This is a genomic window from Acidovorax sp. SUPP2825, from assembly GCF_030158995.1.
GTDB lineage: Bacteria > Pseudomonadota > Gammaproteobacteria > Burkholderiales > Burkholderiaceae_C > Paracidovorax.
Genome location: NZ_BQXK01000004.1, coordinates 11920 through 28624, shown reverse-complemented (window position 1 = coordinate 28624; position 16705 = coordinate 11920). Strand labels below are relative to the sequence as shown.

Sequence of the window (16705 nt, the reverse complement as noted above, 5' to 3'; positions counted from 1 at the left end):
CATTTGGCTGGTTTATCGTCGGCGGCTGCGTCGCTACATTTCACATCACCCGGTCTTGTCCGGTCACCGCCATGTCCAGCACCTTCACCCCGTCGCCATCGCCATCGTCTTCCACCTGCACCGACACCACCATTGAGGTGGCCAAGGGGCAGGAAGTGTCCGTGCGCATGTACGGCCGCAAGAAGCCCAAGGAAACGCTGCCGCTGGTGGTGCACTTCCATGGCGGCGCCTTCGTGGCGGGTGATCTGGACAACGGCTGCACGGTGGCCCGGCTGCTGGAGCGCGCCGGCGCGCTGGTGGTGTCGGTGGCGTACCCGCTCTCGCCCGACCATCCCTTCCCGCAGCCGGTGGACGCCGGCTACCTGGTGCTCAAGTGGGCGCACAAGCACCGCACCCGCCTGGCCGGTCCCGGCGCCGGGGTGTACGTGGCGGGAGAGGAGGCCGGCGGCAACCTGGCCGCGGGCGTGGCGCTGATGGCGCGCGACCAGTCCCATCCGCCGCTGGCCGGGCAGATCCTGCTGTCGCCCATGCTCGACCCCTGCGGCGCCACGCCTTCGGTGCGTGCCGCCATGGGCGAATCGACCGCCTGCAAGTGGGCCGATGGCTGGCTGCAGTTCCTGCGCTGCACCCGCGATGCCGAACACCCCTATGCCGTGCCCGCGATGGCGCAGCGGCTGGCCGGCCTGCCGCACACGCTGGTGCTGGTGGGCGACGACGATCCCATGCGCGACGAAGCCCTCGCCTACGCCAACCGGCTGCAGGCGGCGGGGCTGGAAGTCACGCAGCACGTGTTCGCCAAGGCGAACCAGTGGCCCGATGCCCTGCTGCAGCCCGGTTCGGGCGAATGCCCTTGTGCGCCCGAGGTTCAGGCGCAGTTCAGCCGTTTCTTCGAGGCCACCCGATGTCCTGCGCCCTGACCCTCACCACCACCGACCTGCCCGCGCGCTGACCCGCGGGGTGCATTGACCTCAACCCCGGTTGAGGTTTGATACTGCGATCCGCTTCGGCGAGCCGCACGACCCGCCTTTCGCCGCCTTTCCACTGTTAGCTGCGTCCCTTTTGTTTTCTGGCCCCCGTGGGCCGGAAGGGGCAACCCTTGCCCGATCGATTTCGACTTTTGCTTTGGAAAAAACCCGGAGGACTTCCACCATGAACCCGCAACACACTTCCCCTTCCCGTCGCCGCTGGTGGGCTGCCGCCGGCGCCGCGGCCGCCATCGCCGCCGCGGGCGGCACGCTCTTCGGGCTGCCCAGCTCGCATGCCGAATCCCCGGCCCCGGAAGCCGCGCCGCCCGCGGTGCCCGTCTCGGTGGCCGCCGTGCTGCAGCAGGAGATCGCGCTGTGGGACGAGTTTTCGGGCCGGCTGGAAGCCGTGCAGCGCGTGGACATCCGCCCGCGTGTGGGCGGCGCCGTGCAGGCCGTGCATTTCCGCGAAGGCTCGCTGGTCAAGCAGGGCGACCTGCTGGTCACCGTGGACCCCGCGCCCTACGCCGCCGAGGTGGACCGCGCCGAGGCCCAGGTGGTCGCCGCGCAGGCCCGCGTGTCCTACACCCGCAGCGAAATGGAGCGCGCCACGCGCCTGTGGGAAGAGCGTGCCATCGCCCAGCGCGAGCACGACGAACGCATGAATGCCCAGCGCGAGGCCGACGCCAACCTGCGCGCCGCGCAGGCCGCGCTGCAGACGGCGCGCCTGAACCTGGGCTACACCCAGGTGCGCGCCCCGGTCGCGGGCCGCGTGGGCCGCATCGAGGTCACCGTGGGCAACCTGGTGGCCGCGGGCGCCGGCGCGCCGGTGCTGACCACGCTGGTGTCGGTGAGCCCGATCTACGCGAGCTTCGACACCGACGAGCAGATCGTGGCGAAGGCGCTGGAGGGCCTGCGTTCGGGCAAGAGCGCGCGCACCCTGATCGAGAGCATTCCGGTGCAGATGGGCACGGGCACGGCCGGCGGCACGCCGCACACCGGGCACCTGCAGCTCATCGACAACCAGGTGGATGCCCGCAGCGGCACGGTGCGTGTGCGCGCCGTGTTCGACAACGCCGATGGCGTGCTCATGCCGGGCCAGTTCGCGCGCATCCGCATGGGCCAGGTGAAGAACACCCAGGCCGTGCTCATCAACGAGCGCGCCGTGGGCACGGACCAGAACAAGAAGTACGTGATGGTGGTGGGGGAGGGCAACAAGGCCGAGTACCGCGAGGTGCAGCTGGGCGCGCCGGTGAACGGCCTGCGCGTCGTCACCTCGGGCCTGAAGGCCGGCGAACGCATCGTCGTCAACGGCCTGCAGCGCGTGCGCCCCGGCGCCCAGGTCGCCCCCCAGGACGTGCCCATGACCGCCAAGGCCGGCATGGCCGGCGATGGCGCCGAGGCCCGCGCCGCCGCCAAGCAGCCCGCGGCGTGATCGCGGAGCGCCCCGAAAGAACACCATGAATCTCTCCCGCTTCTTCATCGACCGCCCCATCTTCGCCGGGGTGCTGTCGGTGCTCATCTTCCTGTCCGGGCTGATCGCGCTGCGCGCGCTGCCCATCTCCGAATACCCCGAGGTGGCGCCGCCCTCCGTGGTGGTGCGCGCCCAGTACCCGGGCGCCAACCCCAAGGTGATCGCCGAGACCGTGGCCACGCCGCTGGAGGAATCCATCAACGGCGTGGAAGGCATGCTCTACATGGGCAGCCAGGCCACGACCGACGGCGTGATGACGCTGACCGTCACCTTCGCACTGGGCACCGACCCCGACAAGGCGCAGCAGCTGGTGCAAAACCGCGTCTCGCAGGCCGAGCCGCGCCTGCCCGAGGAAGTGCGCCGGCTGGGCGTCACCACGGTCAAGAGCGCGCCCGACCTGACCATGGTCGTGCACATGGTCTCGCCCAACGGCCGCTACGGCATCGACTACCTGCGCAACTACGCGGTGCTCAACGTGAAGGACCGGCTCGCCCGCATCCAGGGCGTGGGCCAGGTGCAGATCTTCGGCGGCGGCGACTATTCGATGCGCGCCTGGCTCGACCCGCAGAAGGTCGCGCAGCGCGGCCTGTCGGCGGCCGACGTGGTGGCTGCCATCCGCGGCCAGAACGTGCAGGCCGCGGCCGGCGTGGTGGGCCAGTCGCCCGGCCTGCCCGGCGTGGACATGCAGCTGTCGATCAATGCGCAGGGCCGCCTGCAGACCGAAGAGGAGTTCGGCGACATCATCGTCAAGACCGGCAGCGACGGCGCAGTGACGCGCCTGCGCGACGTGGCCCGGCTGGAGCTGGGTGCGGCCGACTACTCGCTGCGCTCGCTGCTCAACAACGACCCGGCCGTGGGCATGGGCGTGTTCCAGGCACCGGGCTCCAACGCGCTCGACATCTCGTCGAACGTGCGCAAGACCATGGCCGAACTGCAAAAGAACATGCCCGAGGGCGTGGAGTTCCGCATCGCCTACGACCCGACGCAGTTCGTGCGCGCCTCCATCAAATCCGTCATCCAGACCCTGCTGGAAGCCGTGGCGCTGGTGGTGATCGTGGTGATCCTGTTCCTGCAGACCTGGCGCGCCTCCATCATTCCGCTGCTGGCCGTGCCGGTGTCGGTGGTGGGCACGTTCGCGGTGCTGCACCTGCTGGGCTTTTCGATCAACGCGCTGTCCCTGTTCGGGCTGGTGCTGGCCATCGGCATCGTGGTGGACGACGCCATCGTGGTGGTGGAGAACGTGGAGCGCAACATCGAGGCGGGCCTGACCCCGCGCGAGGCCACCTACCGCGCCATGCGCGAAGTGTCCGGCCCCATCATCGCCATCGCGCTGGTGCTGGTGGCGGTGTTCGTGCCGCTGGCCTTCATCAGCGGGCTCACGGGGCAGTTCTACCGCCAGTTCGCGGTGACCATCGCGATCTCCACGGTGATCTCGGCGATCAACTCGCTCACGCTGTCGCCCGCCCTGAGCGCGCTCTTGCTCAAGGGCCACCATGAGCCCAAGGATGCGCTGACGCGCGGCATGGACAAGGTGCTGGGCGGGTTCTTTCGCGGGTTCAACCGCGTGTTCCACCGCGGCTCCGAGGCCTACAGCGGCGGCGTCAAGCGCGTCATCGGCCGCAAGGCGCTGATGCTGGTGATCTACGCCGCGCTGGTGGCCGCGACCTGGGGCCTGTTCAAGGTCGTGCCCGGCGGCTTCGTGCCGGCGCAGGACAAGCAGTACCTGGTGGGCTTCGCGCAGCTGCCCGACGGCGCCACGCTGGACCGCACCGAGGACGTGATCCGCCGCATGGGCGAGATCGTCAAGAAGAACCCGAACGTGGAAGACGCCATCGCCTTCCCGGGCCTGTCGATCAACGGCTTCACCAACAGCTCCAATTCGGGCATCGTGTTCGTCACGCTCAAGCCCTTCGCCGAGCGCGGCCGCGCGGACCAGAGCGGCGGTGCCGTCGCGGGCCAGCTGAACCAGGCCTTCGGCAGCATCCAGGACGCGTTCATCGCCATGTTCCCGCCGCCTCCGGTGGCCGGCCTGGGCACGACGGGCGGCTTCAAGCTGCAGATCGAAGACCGCGCCTCGCTGGGCTACGAAGCCATGGACGCCGCCGTGAAGGCCTTCATGGGCAAGGCGTACCAGACGCCGGAACTCGCCGGCCTGTTCACGAGCTGGCAGGTCAACGTGCCGCAGCTGTACGCCAACATCGACCGCACCAAGGCGCGGCAGCTGGGCGTGCCGGTGACGGACATCTTCGAGACGCTGCAGATCTACCTGGGCAGCCTGTATGCCAACGACTTCAACCAGTTCGGCCGCACCTACAGCGTGCGCGTGCAGGCCGATGCAGCCTTCCGGGCGCGTGCCGAGGACGTGGGCCTGCTCAAGGTGCGCTCCACCACCGGCGAGATGGTGCCGTTGTCGGCGCTGATGAAGATCGAGCCCAGCTTCGGGCCCGAGCGCGCCATGCGCTACAACGGCTTCCTGTCGGCCGACGTGAACGGCGGGCCCGCGCCCGGCTTCTCGTCGGGCCAGGCGCAGGCCGCCATCGAGCGCATCGCCGCCGAGACGCTGCCGCAGGGCATCGGCTTCGAATGGACCGAGCTGACCTACCAGGAAATCCTGGCCGGCAATTCCGCCGTGCTGGTGTTCCCCATCGCCATCCTGCTGGTGTTCCTGGTGCTGGCCGCGCAGTACGAAAGCCTCACGCTGCCCATCGCCATCATCCTGATCGTTCCCATGGGCCTGCTGGCCGCGATGACGGGCGTGTGGCTGTCAGGCGGCGACAACAACGTGTTCACGCAGATCGGGCTCATCGTGCTGGTGGGGCTGTCGGCCAAGAACGCCATCCTGATCGTGGAGTTCGCCCGCGAACTGGAGTTTGCCGGCCGCACGCCGGTGCAGGCCGCCATCGAGGCCAGCCGCCTGCGGCTGCGCCCCATCCTGATGACGTCGCTGGCGTTCGTGATGGGCGTGCTGCCGCTGGTGCTGTCCACCGGTGCCGGCGCCGAGATGCGCAGCGCCATGGGCGTGGCGGTGTTCGCCGGAATGATCGGGGTGACGGCCTTCGGCCTGTTCCTCACGCCGGTGTTCTACGTGGCGCTGCGCCGCCTGGCCGGCAACCGGCCGCTGCAGCAGCACGGCAGCCACACCGCGCCCCTGACCGATACCCCCGGGACCGGCCCTGGCGCCGTGGCCCACCCCGTGCTGGCGTCGCCGCGCGGGCATGACGAATGAGCGAGCGAAGGAGTTTTGCGATGACTGCCCCCTTGATGTCGATTTCCCTGCCGTCCTGGTCCCGCCTGGCGCCCCTGGCGGCCGCCCTGGTGCTGGCCGGCTGCATGGGCACCCCGCTCGCCCCGCCGCCCGAGCACGCGGGCGTGGCCTTGCCGGCCACGTTCAGCGAGGCCGACGGCGCGCGGTCGTGGACCACCGCGCCCCCCGCCGAGGCACAGCCGCGCGGCGAATGGTGGCTGGGCTTTCAGGACCCGGTGCTGAACGGCCTGGTGGAGCGCGCCGGCCGCGGCAACACCACCGTGCAGGAGGCCGCCGCGCGGCTGGCCGAAGCGCGGGCGCTGCTGCGCTCGGCCGATGCCAACCGCGCCCCGCAGGTCGGCGTGTCCACCGGCGTATCGCGGCAGGCGGGCGCCAACACCGCCACGGGCGGCCCGGTGCCGGCCACGCTGGCCACGGCGGGCCTGAACGTGTCGTACGAGCTCGACCTGTTCGGCCGCCTGTCGCAGGCCAGCGATGCCGCGCGGCTCGACGCCCAGGCACGCGATGCGCTGCTGCAGAGCACGCGGCTCATGGTGCAGGCCGACGTGGCGCAGACCTATCTGCAATGGCGTGCGGTGCAGGCCGAGCGCGTGCTGGTGGAGGAAAGCCTGGCCGCGTACCGCGACACGCTGCGCCTCACGCAGCGCCGCTACCAAGCCGGTGATGTGGCCGAGCTGGACCTGGCGCGCGTGCAGACGGAAGTGGCCGCCACCGAATCGGAGGCGCTCGCGCTGGAGCGCCAGCAGGTGTTGCTGAACAACGCCCTGGCCGTGCTGGTGGGCGACGTGGCGAGCGGCTTCGCCGTGGCGCCCGCGGGCAGTGCAGGCGCGGCGGCTGCTGGCGAAGCGGTGCTGCCCGTGATCCCGGCCGGCGTGCCCGGCACGGTGCTGGCGCGCCGGCCCGACGTGTCGGCGGCGCAGGCCTCGGTGCTGGCCGCGCAGGCCCGCGTGGGCGTGGCGCAGGCGGCGTGGTTCCCGGCCGTCACGCTCACGGGCAACGGCGGCTATGCCTCGCCCGAGCTGGGCGACCTGTTCAAGTGGTCGGCCCGGTCGTGGGGCATCGGTGCGCTGCTGTCGCTGCCGATCTTCGACGGCGGCCAGCGCGCCGCGCAGGAAGAGGGCGCCCGCGCCCGCCTGGAAGGGGCGCTCGCCGCGCACCGGGGGCAGGTGCTCACCGCGTTCCGCGAGGTCGAGGACCAGTTGGGGGCCCTGCGCCTGCTGGCGGGCCAGGCCGAGGCCCAGGGCCGCGCCGTGCAGGCCGCCGCGCGCGCCACGCAGCTGTCGGACTCGCGTTACCGCAACGGCCTGGTGAGCCAGCTCGAACTGCTGGATGCGCGCCGCAGCGAGCTGCGCAACCGCCGCCAGGCGCTGCAGGTGCGCACCGCGCAGTACACGGCGACGGTGGGGCTCATCCGCGCGCTGGGCGGTGGCTGGGGCGACGCGCCCGCGCAGGTGGCGGCAGCGCGGCCCTGATCCGCCGGGTACCCGTGTGTGCACGGCCTGGCCCCGCACGGGCTTTGGGGATGTAACCGCGCGGACTGCACGGCCCGGCGAACCGGCCTATAGTTGCCCGTTGGCGCCGCGCGGGCGGGTCCGCCGCGGCAGGGGTTCGCCCCCTTCTTCCTTCCACCCACCCCCGACAGCAGGAGCATTCGCACAATGAGTTACCCCAGCACCCGCCTTTTCATCGCCGGCCAATGGCAGGACGCCGCCGACGGCAAATCCATCGCCGTGCACAACCCCGCCACCGGCAAGGAAATCGGCCGCGTGGCGCATGCGGGCAAGGCCGACCTGGACCGTGCCCTGGAGGCCGCGCAAAAGGGCTTCGAGGCCTGGCGCGACATTCCCGCGGTGGACCGCGCCAAGACCATGCGCCGCGCCGCCGCCCTGATGCGCGAGCGCGCCGACGCCATCGCCGCGATCATGGTGCAGGAGCAGGGCAAGCCCCTGGCCGAGGCCCGCATGGAAACCATGGCCTCCGCCGACATCATCGAGTGGTTCGCCGACGAATCGCAGCGCGTGTATGGCCGCATCGTGCCGTCCCGCAACCTGGCCGCGCGCCAGATGGTCGTGAAGGACCCCGTGGGCCCCGTGGCGGCGTTCACGCCCTGGAACTTCCCGATCAACCAGGTGGTGCGCAAGCTGGCCGCGGCCCTGTCGGCCGGCTGCTCCATCCTCGTGAAGGCGCCGGAAGAAACCCCGGCCAGCCCGGCCGAGTTGATCCGCGCCTTCGCCGATGCCGGCGTGCCCGCGGGCGCCGTGGGCCTAGTCTATGGCGACCCGGCGGAAATCTCCAACTACCTCATCCCGCACCCGATCATCCGCAAGGTGACCTTCACCGGCTCCACGCCCGTGGGCAAGCAACTGGCCGCCCTGGCCGGCAAGCACATGAAGCGCGTGACCATGGAGCTGGGCGGCCACGCTCCGGTGATCGTGGCGGAAGACGCCGATGTCGAGCTGGCCATCAAGGCCGCCGGCGGCGCCAAGTTCCGCAACGCGGGCCAGGTGTGCATCTCGCCCACGCGGTTCCTGGTGCATGAAAGCATCCGCGCCGAGTTCGTGGCCGCGCTGTCGCGCCACGCGCAGGGCCTCAAGGTGGGCAACGGCCTGGCCGACGGCACGCAGATGGGCCCGCTGGCCAACCCGCGCCGCATCACCGCCATGGCCGACCTGATGGCCGACGCGGTGCAGCAGGGCGCGCAACTGGCCACCGGCGGCGAACGCATCGGCAGCGAAGGCAATTTCTTCCAGCCCACGGTGCTCAACGACGTGCCCTTGTCGGCCCGCATCTTCAACGAAGAGCCCTTCGGCCCCGTGGCCGCCGTGCGCGGCTTCGAGAAGATCGAGGACGCCATCGCCGAGGCCAACCGCCTGCCGTTCGGCCTGGCGGGCTACGCCTTCACGCGCTCGCTGAAGAACGCGCACCTGCTGGCCCAGCGCCTGGAAGTGGGCATGCTCTGGATCAACCAGGCCGCCGCTCCAGCGGCAGAACTGCCTTTCGGTGGGCTGAAGGATTCGGGCTATGGCTCCGAAGGTGGCTCCGAAGCGGTCGAGGCCCATCTGAACACGCGCCTCGTGTCGATCATGAACGTGTGATCCCCACCGTTTCGTCGAAAGGCCGCGCTGCACAGCGCGGCCTTTTTTTTGCCCGGGTTGGTGGCACGCCCGGGTCCGGGCAGGAGGGCGCAGTGCGCGCATATCATCGTCCGATGCTGACCTTCGCCCAACTGCTCGCGTTCTTGCTCACCGCCGTGCTCATCACGGCCACGCCCGGTCCCGACAACCTGCTGGTGCTGGGCATGGGAATGTCCAGGGGGCGCTGGCAGGGCATCGTGTTCGGCCTGGGCTGCGCGCTGGGGTGCCTGAGCCACACGCTGCTGGCCGTGGTGGGCGTGAGCGCGCTGATCGCCGCGTCGCCCGTCGCCTTCACGGCGTTGCGGTGGCTGGGCGGTGCGTACCTGATCTGGCTGGGCATTCAGGCGTTGCGCAGCCCGGGCGCTGGCCGCGTCGATGCCACGGGCGCACCGGCGCAGTCGCTCTGGAGCCTGTTCTTCAAGGGCATGCTCGCCAATGCGATCAACCCGAAGGTGGTGCTTTTCTTCCTGTCGTTCCTGCCGCAGTTCGTGGTGCCGGCGCAAGGCAACGTCGCCCTGCAACTGGGCCTGCTGGGGCTCTTGTTCACGCTGCAGGCGGCGGTGCTGTTCGGGCTGCTGGGCTATTTTGCAGGAGCCATCGGCGCCTGGCTCCAGCGCAGGCCGCGCGCCGGCCTGTGGCTGGACCGCATTGCCGGCACCGTGTTCGTGGGCCTGGGCGTGAAAATGATCGCGGGCCGCTGAAGGCCGCCGCGTCGCGCGGCTCGCTGTGGATGCCATAGCTATGGCACCGCGCGCCGCCCGGTGGCTTCAGGAGTGCACTTCCCACCCGCGCGCCTGTTGCAGCAGTTGCCGCAGAAAGGTCTCGGCGATGGGCGACAGCCGCTTGCCCTGCGGCCACAGCACGTACCACGACGAGGGCACGGGCATGCGCTCCGCTGCCAGGATGGCCACGCCTTCGCTGGCAGGGTCTGCGGCCAGCGCATGCCGCGACACCAGCCCCAGGCCCATGCGTGCCGCCACGGACTGCTTGATGGCCTCGTTGCTCCCCAGCTCCAGGCGCACCCGCGGCGCGAAGCCCAGGGCTTTGAAATGCTCCTCCGTTGCCAGCCGTGTGCCCGAACCCGTCTCGCGCAGGATGAAGGGCTCCTTGAGCAATTGCTCCAGCCGCACGCGCCGGCGCGCGGCCAGCGGATGGTCGTGCGCGGCGATGACCACCAGCGGGTTGCTCAGCAGCACCTGCCGGTCGTGCGGCACGCCGCGTGGCGGGATGGACAGGATGTAGAGATCGTCCTCGTTGGCCAGCAGGCGCTGCACCACGCCATCGCGGTTGAGCACCTGCATCGCCACGTCCACGCCCGGATGCTCTTCGCAGAAGCGGCCCAGCATGCGCGGAATGAAGTACTTGGCGGTGCTGGCCAGCGCGATGCGCAGCCGGCCCTGGCTCACGCCCTTGAGCGCGGCCACGCGCTGCTCCAATGCCTCCCAGTCGGCCGCGATGGCCCGTGCCGTCTGCGCCGCCGCCTCGCCCGCCTGGGTGAGGTGAAGCCGCTGGCCAACACGCTCGTACAGCGGCAGTCCGATGGCGTCCGACAGCTCCTTGAGCTGCATCGATGCCGTGGGCTGGGTCACATGGCAGTGGCGCGCGGCCCCGGTGATGGAGCCGGTCTCGGCCAGGGCCAGCATGATCTGCAATTGGCGGAAAGTGGCATGCATAGAGAAATCTCGATGGGTCGGATCGACAGTATCGATTTTCCTTCATCGCCGTTGCCGCCTAGCATCGCGCCCCATGAAACACCTGCTCGATCCCGCGATTCTGTTTTTCGTGCTCGGCCTGGCGGCCGGGCTGCTGCGCTCCAACCTGGAGATTCCCGCGCCGCTGTCGCGCTTTCTGTCGCTGTACCTGCTCATGGCGCTGGGCCTCAAGGGCGGATTCGCCCTGGCCCAGTCCGGCTGGACGGTGCAGGTCTCCGCCGCCCTGGTCAGTGCCCTGGTGCTCGCCGTCGCCGTGCCGGCCATCGCATGGTGCGTGCTGCGCCGCCTGCTGCCGCCCTTCGATGCGGCGGCCGTGGCGGCCACCTACGGCAGCGTCAGTGCCGTGACCTTCGTGACCGCCAGCCACCTGCTGGAGCAGCAGGGCACCCCCGCCGGCGGCTACATGGCCGCGGCCATGGCGCTGATGGAGTCGCCTGCCATCGTGCTGGCGGTGGTGATGGCGCATTGGCTTCGTGCCCCGGCCGCGGTGGCCCCCATTGCCGTGGGATCGCAGGCCGTGATGGCCGGCGGCCCGGGCATCGGGTCGGCGCGGGTGGGCTCGCCACTGGGCCCGGTGCTGCGCGAGGCGTTGACCGACGGCGGCGCCGTGCTGCTGCTGGGGGCGCTGCTGGTGGGGCTGTTGACGGGTGCGCAGGGCGAACAGGCCATGCATCCCTTCACCGTGGACCTGTTCAAGGGCCTGCTGGCGTTCTTCCTGTTGGACATGGGCCTGATGACGGCGCGCAGCCTCCCGGGCCTGGCCGGGCTGGGTGCGCAGCGCCTGCCGCTGGCACTGTTCGCCGTGGTGGGCCCGGTGGCGCACGGGCTGCTGGCCCTGGGGCTGGCCAAGCTGGCGGGCCTGGCGGTGCCCGAGGCCACGCTGCTGGCCGTCCTGGGCGCCAGCGCCTCCTACATCGCCGTGCCCGCCGTGCTGCGCCACGCGATGCCCGAGGCCCGGCCGGCGCTCTACGTGGGCCTGTCCCTGGGCGTCACCTTTCCCTTCAACCTCGTGCTGGGCATTCCGCTGTACGGCGCCCTGGCACGGTGGTGGCTGGGGTGAGGCCCCGGTGCGGGGGCGTCATCAGAACCGGTAGGTGCCCGTCATCGTGTAGGTGCGGCGTTGGCCGTAGAAACAGTCGCCGCGCGCCAGGCACCGGTGGTGTGCACCACGCGGTGTATGGCGCATGAGAGACCGGGCTACGTCTTTACGCGCTTGCTCAAGAACGCACCTGCTGTCGCGGCGCCTGCACGGGGCTGTCGGTTCTCCGACGTTTGCTGTGCCGGCGCAGGGCCAGGCACGCTGCCAGTTCGGCGTGCTCGGGGCTGGTGTGCACAGCGCGAGCAGCCATGCTGTTCGGGGTACCGCCAGGGACTTCGTCGGCAACATTGGCGCTTGGCTGCTCCGCCGTCCCCAGGCCTGGAAACCCCTCGACTCAACTATGAATGCTGACAGAACGTGCTGTGTGCCGTGATTTCCTTGGCGCCGGCCATTGCTCTCGAGCGATCAATATCTCCAGCAAAACGGTTTGCAACAAATTGCTTTGGGCGATCAAATCTTAAACCGTTAGAGTTCGACACGCTAATGGCTTTGGCGTTATTTAAAACGCTTATAGGGTGCTGGCGAAAAACACCCAATGATTAGCATGCCTGGCTCTGCCTGGGCAGGGTCTTCGAAGACTTGCTTCGTATTTGTATAAATTATGGGGAGAATAAGATGATCAGCATTTTGTCCAGATGGCGCGTGCAATGTAGGCTGGCTCACGTTCCAAAAATCACCATGGATGTGACCAGAATTTACGACATGACTTTCACGGCTCCCAATCCAGACGTGAAAGCCGTCATCAAGAACCAGCAGGGAACGACTGTGGGAGAGGCTTGTTATGCGGTATCACCCTTGAATGATCGTGTCTACGTGTATAACGTTGAAATTTTTAGCGCGTATCGGAGGCAGGGGTACGGCACTGCGTTGCTGAATTACCTTGCCCAAAACTACAAAATTCCAATCACCGTGGTGAGAGAACTTTCCAGTTCCTGTGGCTTTTGGAAATTTGCCAGAAGTCTGAGTTGCATTGGTGTTCATTTCACTCCGCAACTTTCTGTGTCGGAGATGGCGCTTGAGTCAGAGCGTTGGGCACACCTTCAGCCACATTCACACCCATTCCAAGAAGCAACGCCCCATTCCTGAGCGATGAATCAGCCGCCTTGAAGCGATGCTACTGCCCGCAAAATCGAAGCCTGAAAGCCATTAATATTGATGCGGGCAAATATTTTGATAGTGAGAGAGTGAGAAGTCGTCGAGATGAAAATGCAAAAAAGGTTTTCTAATGAAAAGTCGTAAGATATTCATCGTTGGTGGATTATTAATTGCCGCAGGTGCAGTAACAGTGGCCCACTGGGAAGGCGACGCCCTGCCAGTCAATAGATCTACAAAAATCGCTCCTGTTGCGAATTTAAATCTCCAGCCTTTGAGTGCCAGTGCCTCCGGCGCATTGGGTAGGGATGATAAAAATGCTTCCCAGCCTGCCAGTGCCAAGGTGCTTGTCAACGGTTTGAAAATGCCGATACGCCCCGTTTGGCAAGGTGTGGTGGATTATCGTCAAGGAAAAAAGGGTCGGTCAATTCAGGAGGAAGTCATTGCAGGACTCTCTTTTTGTGCTTCTACGGAGCTAAACAGGGAAGCAGCGGTGGCAGAAAAGAGCCGTACAGGTGTAACTGTCCAAACTGCTGCCCTTGACTCTATGGTGAAGACGCAAAGCGAGATGTGCGCCCGCCTTTCGGATGCTGACTACGAATTGCGCTCGGAGATTCTCGGCAGTTGGGCCAGAGACGGTGATTTGGACGCGATGGTGGCTTTCTATACGGCGGGACCTTTAGGCAGATGGGGCGCAACCACTGGGCCCCAGACCCTTGAAAATCCAGGAGTTAAAGAGTGGCAGACACAGGCGGTTTCATGGTTGAACGTGGCTGCGCAGCAAGGGCAGATAGGTGCCTTGCTGCTTCTTTCGGATGTGTACGACAACAAGCCCGTAACTGAACGTCCCGGTGCGGTTTTCAGTGATCTTTACGATCCCGTGCGCTCGTACGCTTATGCGCACGCCTGGCATTATTTGGTCGGTCGTGATGAATCGAAACGCCAAGCTCTGCTCAAAAGCGATTTTCTCAATAGAGCTGAATCCGGAATTTCTAAAGAGCAACGGGATCTGGGGCGTGTCGAATCACAAAAAATCATCGAATCTTTGCGGAAAAATTAAACCATGAAGAAAATTAAAAAGAAAATAATTGCCGTCGGTATTGCTTCTGTGGCGCTTATTGTGTTGGCGGCTGACTATGGCCGTTTTCTTTGCAACAACTGTTCTTTGATGCCACCGTCGCAGGAGGATATCGTATTTTTCGTGCGCACCGTTGTAAATTATGAGGTCAAAGCTTGGATGAAAGGAGACAGTTTTGCGTTATGCAATGGATCTGTTTGCCAGCAGCTGATTAATGAAACGGCAGATGCCAAAATATTCGCTTATGGCCTTCCTTATCCAGATCCTCGAACTGGGTATAAGCGTGAAGGCGGTATCATCGCAGGTGGAGGAGGAAATTTTTACCCTGGAGAGCCTGTTTATGGCGGCGTCGAGCCAGGTTTAGGCGACGGGAACGGGACGGTCATTGTCGGCTCGATTGGCAGGGATTGCACGGTATTCAATTCCTGGGAATATGCCCATTGGTGTTGATTAAATATTCAATAGATGAATGAGGCCAAAATTTATACCGCATTTTTATGACAGCCGTTCTTGATAATAAATCGGTGGCTACTGTCGGCTGGGCTCCGGCAAGCGAGCAGTGCTGGCTCTGCCTGCCGGGATAACTCTTAGGTTCAGAACCGGTAGGTACCCGTCATCGTGTACGTGCGGCGCTGGCCGTAGAAACAGTCGCCGCGCGCCAGACACTGGGTGATCTGCACCTTGTCGGCCAGGTTGACCACGTTGAAGGCCAGGCGCCAGCTGCCGGCGTCATAGGCCGCCATGGCATCGGCGATCAGCGCCGATGGCGTGGTGATGGCGGTGGTGCCGGTCCACTGCGAGCCGGTGTAGCGCACGCCCGCACCCACCGTCCAGCCGCCGCGCCCTTCGGCCGCGAAGCGGTGCATGAGCCAGCTCGACGCCGTGTGCTTGGGCACGCTGGCCACGGGCAGGCCCTGGTCGCCGGCGTTGCTGCGCGAGATGACGGCGTCGGTGTAGGCGTAGCCCACCGTCCAGTCCCAGTTGCGGGCCAGGCTGGCGGTCATCTCGGTCTCGAAGCCCTTGGTTTTCACCTCGCCGAGCTGCAGGCTGTTGAGCGGGTTGGAGGGGTCGTTGGTCTTGCGGTTCTTCTCACGCAGCTGGTACACGGCGGCATAGGCGCTGATGCCCCGGTCCTGCGGCTGCCACTTCACGCCGGCTTCCCACTGCTCGCCGCGCTGGGGCTTGAACGGGGTGCCGAAGAAGTCCACGCCGCCCAGCGGCTGGAACGATTCGGAGTAGCCCACGTACGGTGCCCAGCCGCCATCGGCCTGGTAGGTGGCGCCGACGCGCTTGGTCCAGGCGGTGTCGTCCACGGCGGCGGCGGGGCGGCCGACCGTTTCGGTCTTGGCGCTGTCATGGCGCAGGCCGAGCGTGGCCGTCCAGCGGCCCCAGCGGATCTGGTCCTGGGCGTAGAAGCCCAGCTGGCGCTGCGTGACGTTGGGCTGGCGCACCAGCGCCGAGGCCGATGGCGCCGTGAAGTTGCCGTACACCGGCGCGTACGCGTCGATGCCCGAGATGGTCTGGAACCACGTGGACTGGCTGGTTTCGTTGCGCTGCGCGTCCATGCCGAAGAGCAGCGTGTGCTCGGTGGTGCCGGCCTGCACCTTGCCTTCGATCTGCGTGTCCGCCAGCAGCAGGCGGCTGGAGTTGATCTGCCAGGAGGCGTCGCGCAGCAAGGTGCGGTTGTCCGCATTGAACACCGGTCGCGCCGGCCGGCCGGTGGCGCGGTTGGCGCTGAAGCTGGTGTAGATGCTGCGGTAGTCCACTTCGCTCACCGTGCGGCGCAGGTTCTGGCGCACCGTCCATTGGTCGTTCAGGCGGTGGCTGAACAGATAGCCCCAGGAGTTGTTCTCGGTGTCGAAGGCGTCCCAGCCCGGTTCGCTGATGAAGGTCGAGGTCGGGATCTGGCCGTAGGGGCTGGACAGCCGCGTGCCCTGCCAGGGAAAGAAGCCGATCAGCGAGCCGCTTTGGTCTTTCTGGTGCGTGAACTGCAGCGTGAGCGAGGTGGCGGCGTTGGGCTTCCAGGTGAGCGACGGAGCGAGGATGAGGCGGTCGTCGCTCACGTGGTCGACCTGCGAGTCGCTGTCGCGGCCCACGGCCACCAGCCGGTAGAGCCACTCGCCGTCCTGGGTGAGCGGGCCGGTCATGTCGGCGGCGATCTGCTTGCGCGCGTAGTTGCCCAGCTGCACCTGCACTTCGCGCAGCGGCTCGGCCTGCGGGCGCTTGCTGGTGAGGTTGAGCACGCCGCCCACGCTGCCCTGGCCGTACAGCACGGACGAGGGGCCGCGCAGGAATTCGACGCGCTCCAGCAGGTAAGGCTCGGCCTTGGTGTTGTTGTAGGTGCCGTAGGTGCGCAGCAGGCCGTCCTGGTACTGCGTCACGCTGCCGCCGCGTGCCGTGAAGCTGTCCACCCGGCTGTCGAAGTAGTTGGACACCATGCCGGCGGTGTAGGCCGTGGTCTGGCGCAGGGTCAGCGCGCCTTGCGCCTCCATCTGGTCGCGCGTGACCACGCTGATGGCTTGCGGGGTTTCGATGAGCGGCGTGTCGGTCTTGGTGGCCGAGAGGGCGCGCTTGGCGACGAAGCCGCTGACGGGCGCGGTGGGGCTTTCCTGGTCCGCGCCGGCCTTGACGGTCACGGGGGCGAGCGTGGTTTCCGCCACGGGCGCGGCGGACTGGGCCTGGACGGCGCTGGCGCCCAGGCCGCACAGCAGCGCGATCACGGTGTGCAGGGCGGCGGCCAGGGGCAAGGGGCGGCAGGGCGCGCCGTGGGCACACGGGTGAAGAAGGTGCGAGGTCATGTTGCTACTTTTTCAATAGCACTCCTGGCAATGAATCCGCTGGCAGGAGGGCTGTTCGGTTTAAAAATGCGGCGCGCAGGGCGCCGCCGCC

Annotated in this window: 12 protein-coding genes; 10 read left to right on the top strand and 2 right to left on the bottom strand. The window is 67.2% G+C overall.

Translation table 11 applies throughout. The features are described from left to right. Positions 1-71: 71 nt before the first annotated feature. The 6 genes from AVAK2825_RS06570 (at position 72) to AVAK2825_RS06545 (ending at position 9536) form a co-directional block, all read left to right on the top strand. Entirely contained in the window at positions 72-917 is an 846-nt protein-coding gene (locus AVAK2825_RS06570; protein ID WP_284395392.1) for an alpha/beta hydrolase, read from the top strand. A gap of 232 nt (positions 918-1149) precedes the next feature. After that, positions 1150-2397: an efflux RND transporter periplasmic adaptor subunit gene (locus AVAK2825_RS06565; protein WP_284395390.1), complete on the top strand. Its 1248-nt coding sequence runs from the start codon at positions 1150-1152 to the stop codon at positions 2395-2397. A 25-nt stretch (positions 2398-2422) separates the two neighbouring features. Continuing rightward, entirely contained in the window at positions 2423-5662 is a 3240-nt protein-coding gene (locus tag AVAK2825_RS06560; RefSeq protein ID WP_284395388.1) for an efflux RND transporter permease subunit, read from the top strand. A 20-nt stretch (positions 5663-5682) separates the two neighbouring features. Next, positions 5683-7173, top strand: coding sequence for an efflux transporter outer membrane subunit (locus tag AVAK2825_RS06555; protein WP_284395385.1), 1491 nt, complete (start codon positions 5683-5685; stop codon positions 7171-7173). A 186-nt stretch (positions 7174-7359) separates the two neighbouring features. Continuing rightward, the gene (locus AVAK2825_RS06550) at positions 7360-8796 is read left to right on the top strand and encodes an NAD-dependent succinate-semialdehyde dehydrogenase (protein WP_284395382.1); all 1437 of its coding nucleotides are present in this window, start codon (positions 7360-7362) and stop codon (positions 8794-8796) included. A gap of 113 nt (positions 8797-8909) precedes the next feature. Next, complete coding sequence (locus AVAK2825_RS06545) at positions 8910-9536, top strand: LysE family translocator (protein ID WP_284395381.1); 627 nt, start codon at positions 8910-8912, stop codon at positions 9534-9536. A 66-nt stretch (positions 9537-9602) separates the two neighbouring features. On the opposite strand, the gene AVAK2825_RS06540 is transcribed toward AVAK2825_RS06545, so the two are convergent. Continuing rightward, positions 9603-10508 (bottom strand): LysR family transcriptional regulator, encoded by a 906-nt coding sequence (locus tag AVAK2825_RS06540; protein WP_284395379.1) that lies wholly within the window; start codon positions 10506-10508, stop codon positions 9603-9605. A gap of 73 nt (positions 10509-10581) precedes the next feature. Here AVAK2825_RS06540 and AVAK2825_RS06535 point away from each other — a divergent pair, with 73 nt between their 5' ends. The 4 genes from AVAK2825_RS06535 to AVAK2825_RS06520 all read left to right on the top strand — a co-directional run bounded on the left by AVAK2825_RS06535 (position 10582) and on the right by AVAK2825_RS06520 (position 14266). Further along, positions 10582-11607, top strand: a complete 1026-nt coding sequence (locus AVAK2825_RS06535) for a sodium-dependent bicarbonate transport family permease (RefSeq protein ID WP_284395377.1) — start codon at positions 10582-10584, stop codon at positions 11605-11607. A gap of 717 nt (positions 11608-12324) precedes the next feature. Beyond that, complete coding sequence (locus AVAK2825_RS06530) at positions 12325-12732, top strand: GNAT family N-acetyltransferase (protein ID WP_349817161.1); 408 nt, start codon at positions 12325-12327, stop codon at positions 12730-12732. Positions 12733-12871: 139 nt separating this feature from the next. Then, complete coding sequence (locus AVAK2825_RS06525) at positions 12872-13798, top strand: hypothetical protein (protein WP_284395374.1); 927 nt, start codon at positions 12872-12874, stop codon at positions 13796-13798. A 3-nt stretch (positions 13799-13801) separates the two neighbouring features. After that, positions 13802-14266: a hypothetical protein gene (locus tag AVAK2825_RS06520; protein ID WP_284395372.1), complete on the top strand. Its 465-nt coding sequence runs from the start codon at positions 13802-13804 to the stop codon at positions 14264-14266. Between the two features lie 143 nt (positions 14267-14409). Here AVAK2825_RS06520 and AVAK2825_RS06515 read toward each other — a convergent pair whose 3' ends face one another. Continuing rightward, the gene (locus AVAK2825_RS06515; RefSeq protein WP_284395370.1) at positions 14410-16614 is read right to left on the bottom strand and encodes a TonB-dependent siderophore receptor; all 2205 of its coding nucleotides are present in this window, start codon (positions 16612-16614) and stop codon (positions 14410-14412) included. Positions 16615-16705 lie beyond the last annotated feature (91 nt).

Coding starts and splice junctions, on each gene's coding strand:
- AVAK2825_RS06570 (WP_284395392.1), top strand. CDS start 72: ATGTCCAGCACCTTCACCCCGTCGCCATCGCCATCGTCTTCCACCTGC.
- AVAK2825_RS06565 (WP_284395390.1), top strand. CDS start 1,150: ATGAACCCGCAACACACTTCCCCTTCCCGTCGCCGCTGGTGGGCTGCC.
- AVAK2825_RS06560 (WP_284395388.1), top strand. CDS start 2,423: ATGAATCTCTCCCGCTTCTTCATCGACCGCCCCATCTTCGCCGGGGTG.
- AVAK2825_RS06555 (WP_284395385.1), top strand. CDS start 5,683: ATGACTGCCCCCTTGATGTCGATTTCCCTGCCGTCCTGGTCCCGCCTG.
- AVAK2825_RS06550 (WP_284395382.1), top strand. CDS start 7,360: ATGAGTTACCCCAGCACCCGCCTTTTCATCGCCGGCCAATGGCAGGAC.
- AVAK2825_RS06545 (WP_284395381.1), top strand. CDS start 8,910: ATGCTGACCTTCGCCCAACTGCTCGCGTTCTTGCTCACCGCCGTGCTC.
- AVAK2825_RS06540 (WP_284395379.1), bottom strand. CDS start 10,508: ATGCATGCCACTTTCCGCCAATTGCAGATCATGCTGGCCCTGGCCGAG.
- AVAK2825_RS06535 (WP_284395377.1), top strand. CDS start 10,582: ATGAAACACCTGCTCGATCCCGCGATTCTGTTTTTCGTGCTCGGCCTG.
- AVAK2825_RS06530 (WP_349817161.1), top strand. CDS start 12,325: ATGGATGTGACCAGAATTTACGACATGACTTTCACGGCTCCCAATCCA.
- AVAK2825_RS06525 (WP_284395374.1), top strand. CDS start 12,872: ATGAAAAGTCGTAAGATATTCATCGTTGGTGGATTATTAATTGCCGCA.
- AVAK2825_RS06520 (WP_284395372.1), top strand. CDS start 13,802: ATGAAGAAAATTAAAAAGAAAATAATTGCCGTCGGTATTGCTTCTGTG.
- AVAK2825_RS06515 (WP_284395370.1), bottom strand. CDS start 16,614: ATGACCTCGCACCTTCTTCACCCGTGTGCCCACGGCGCGCCCTGCCGC.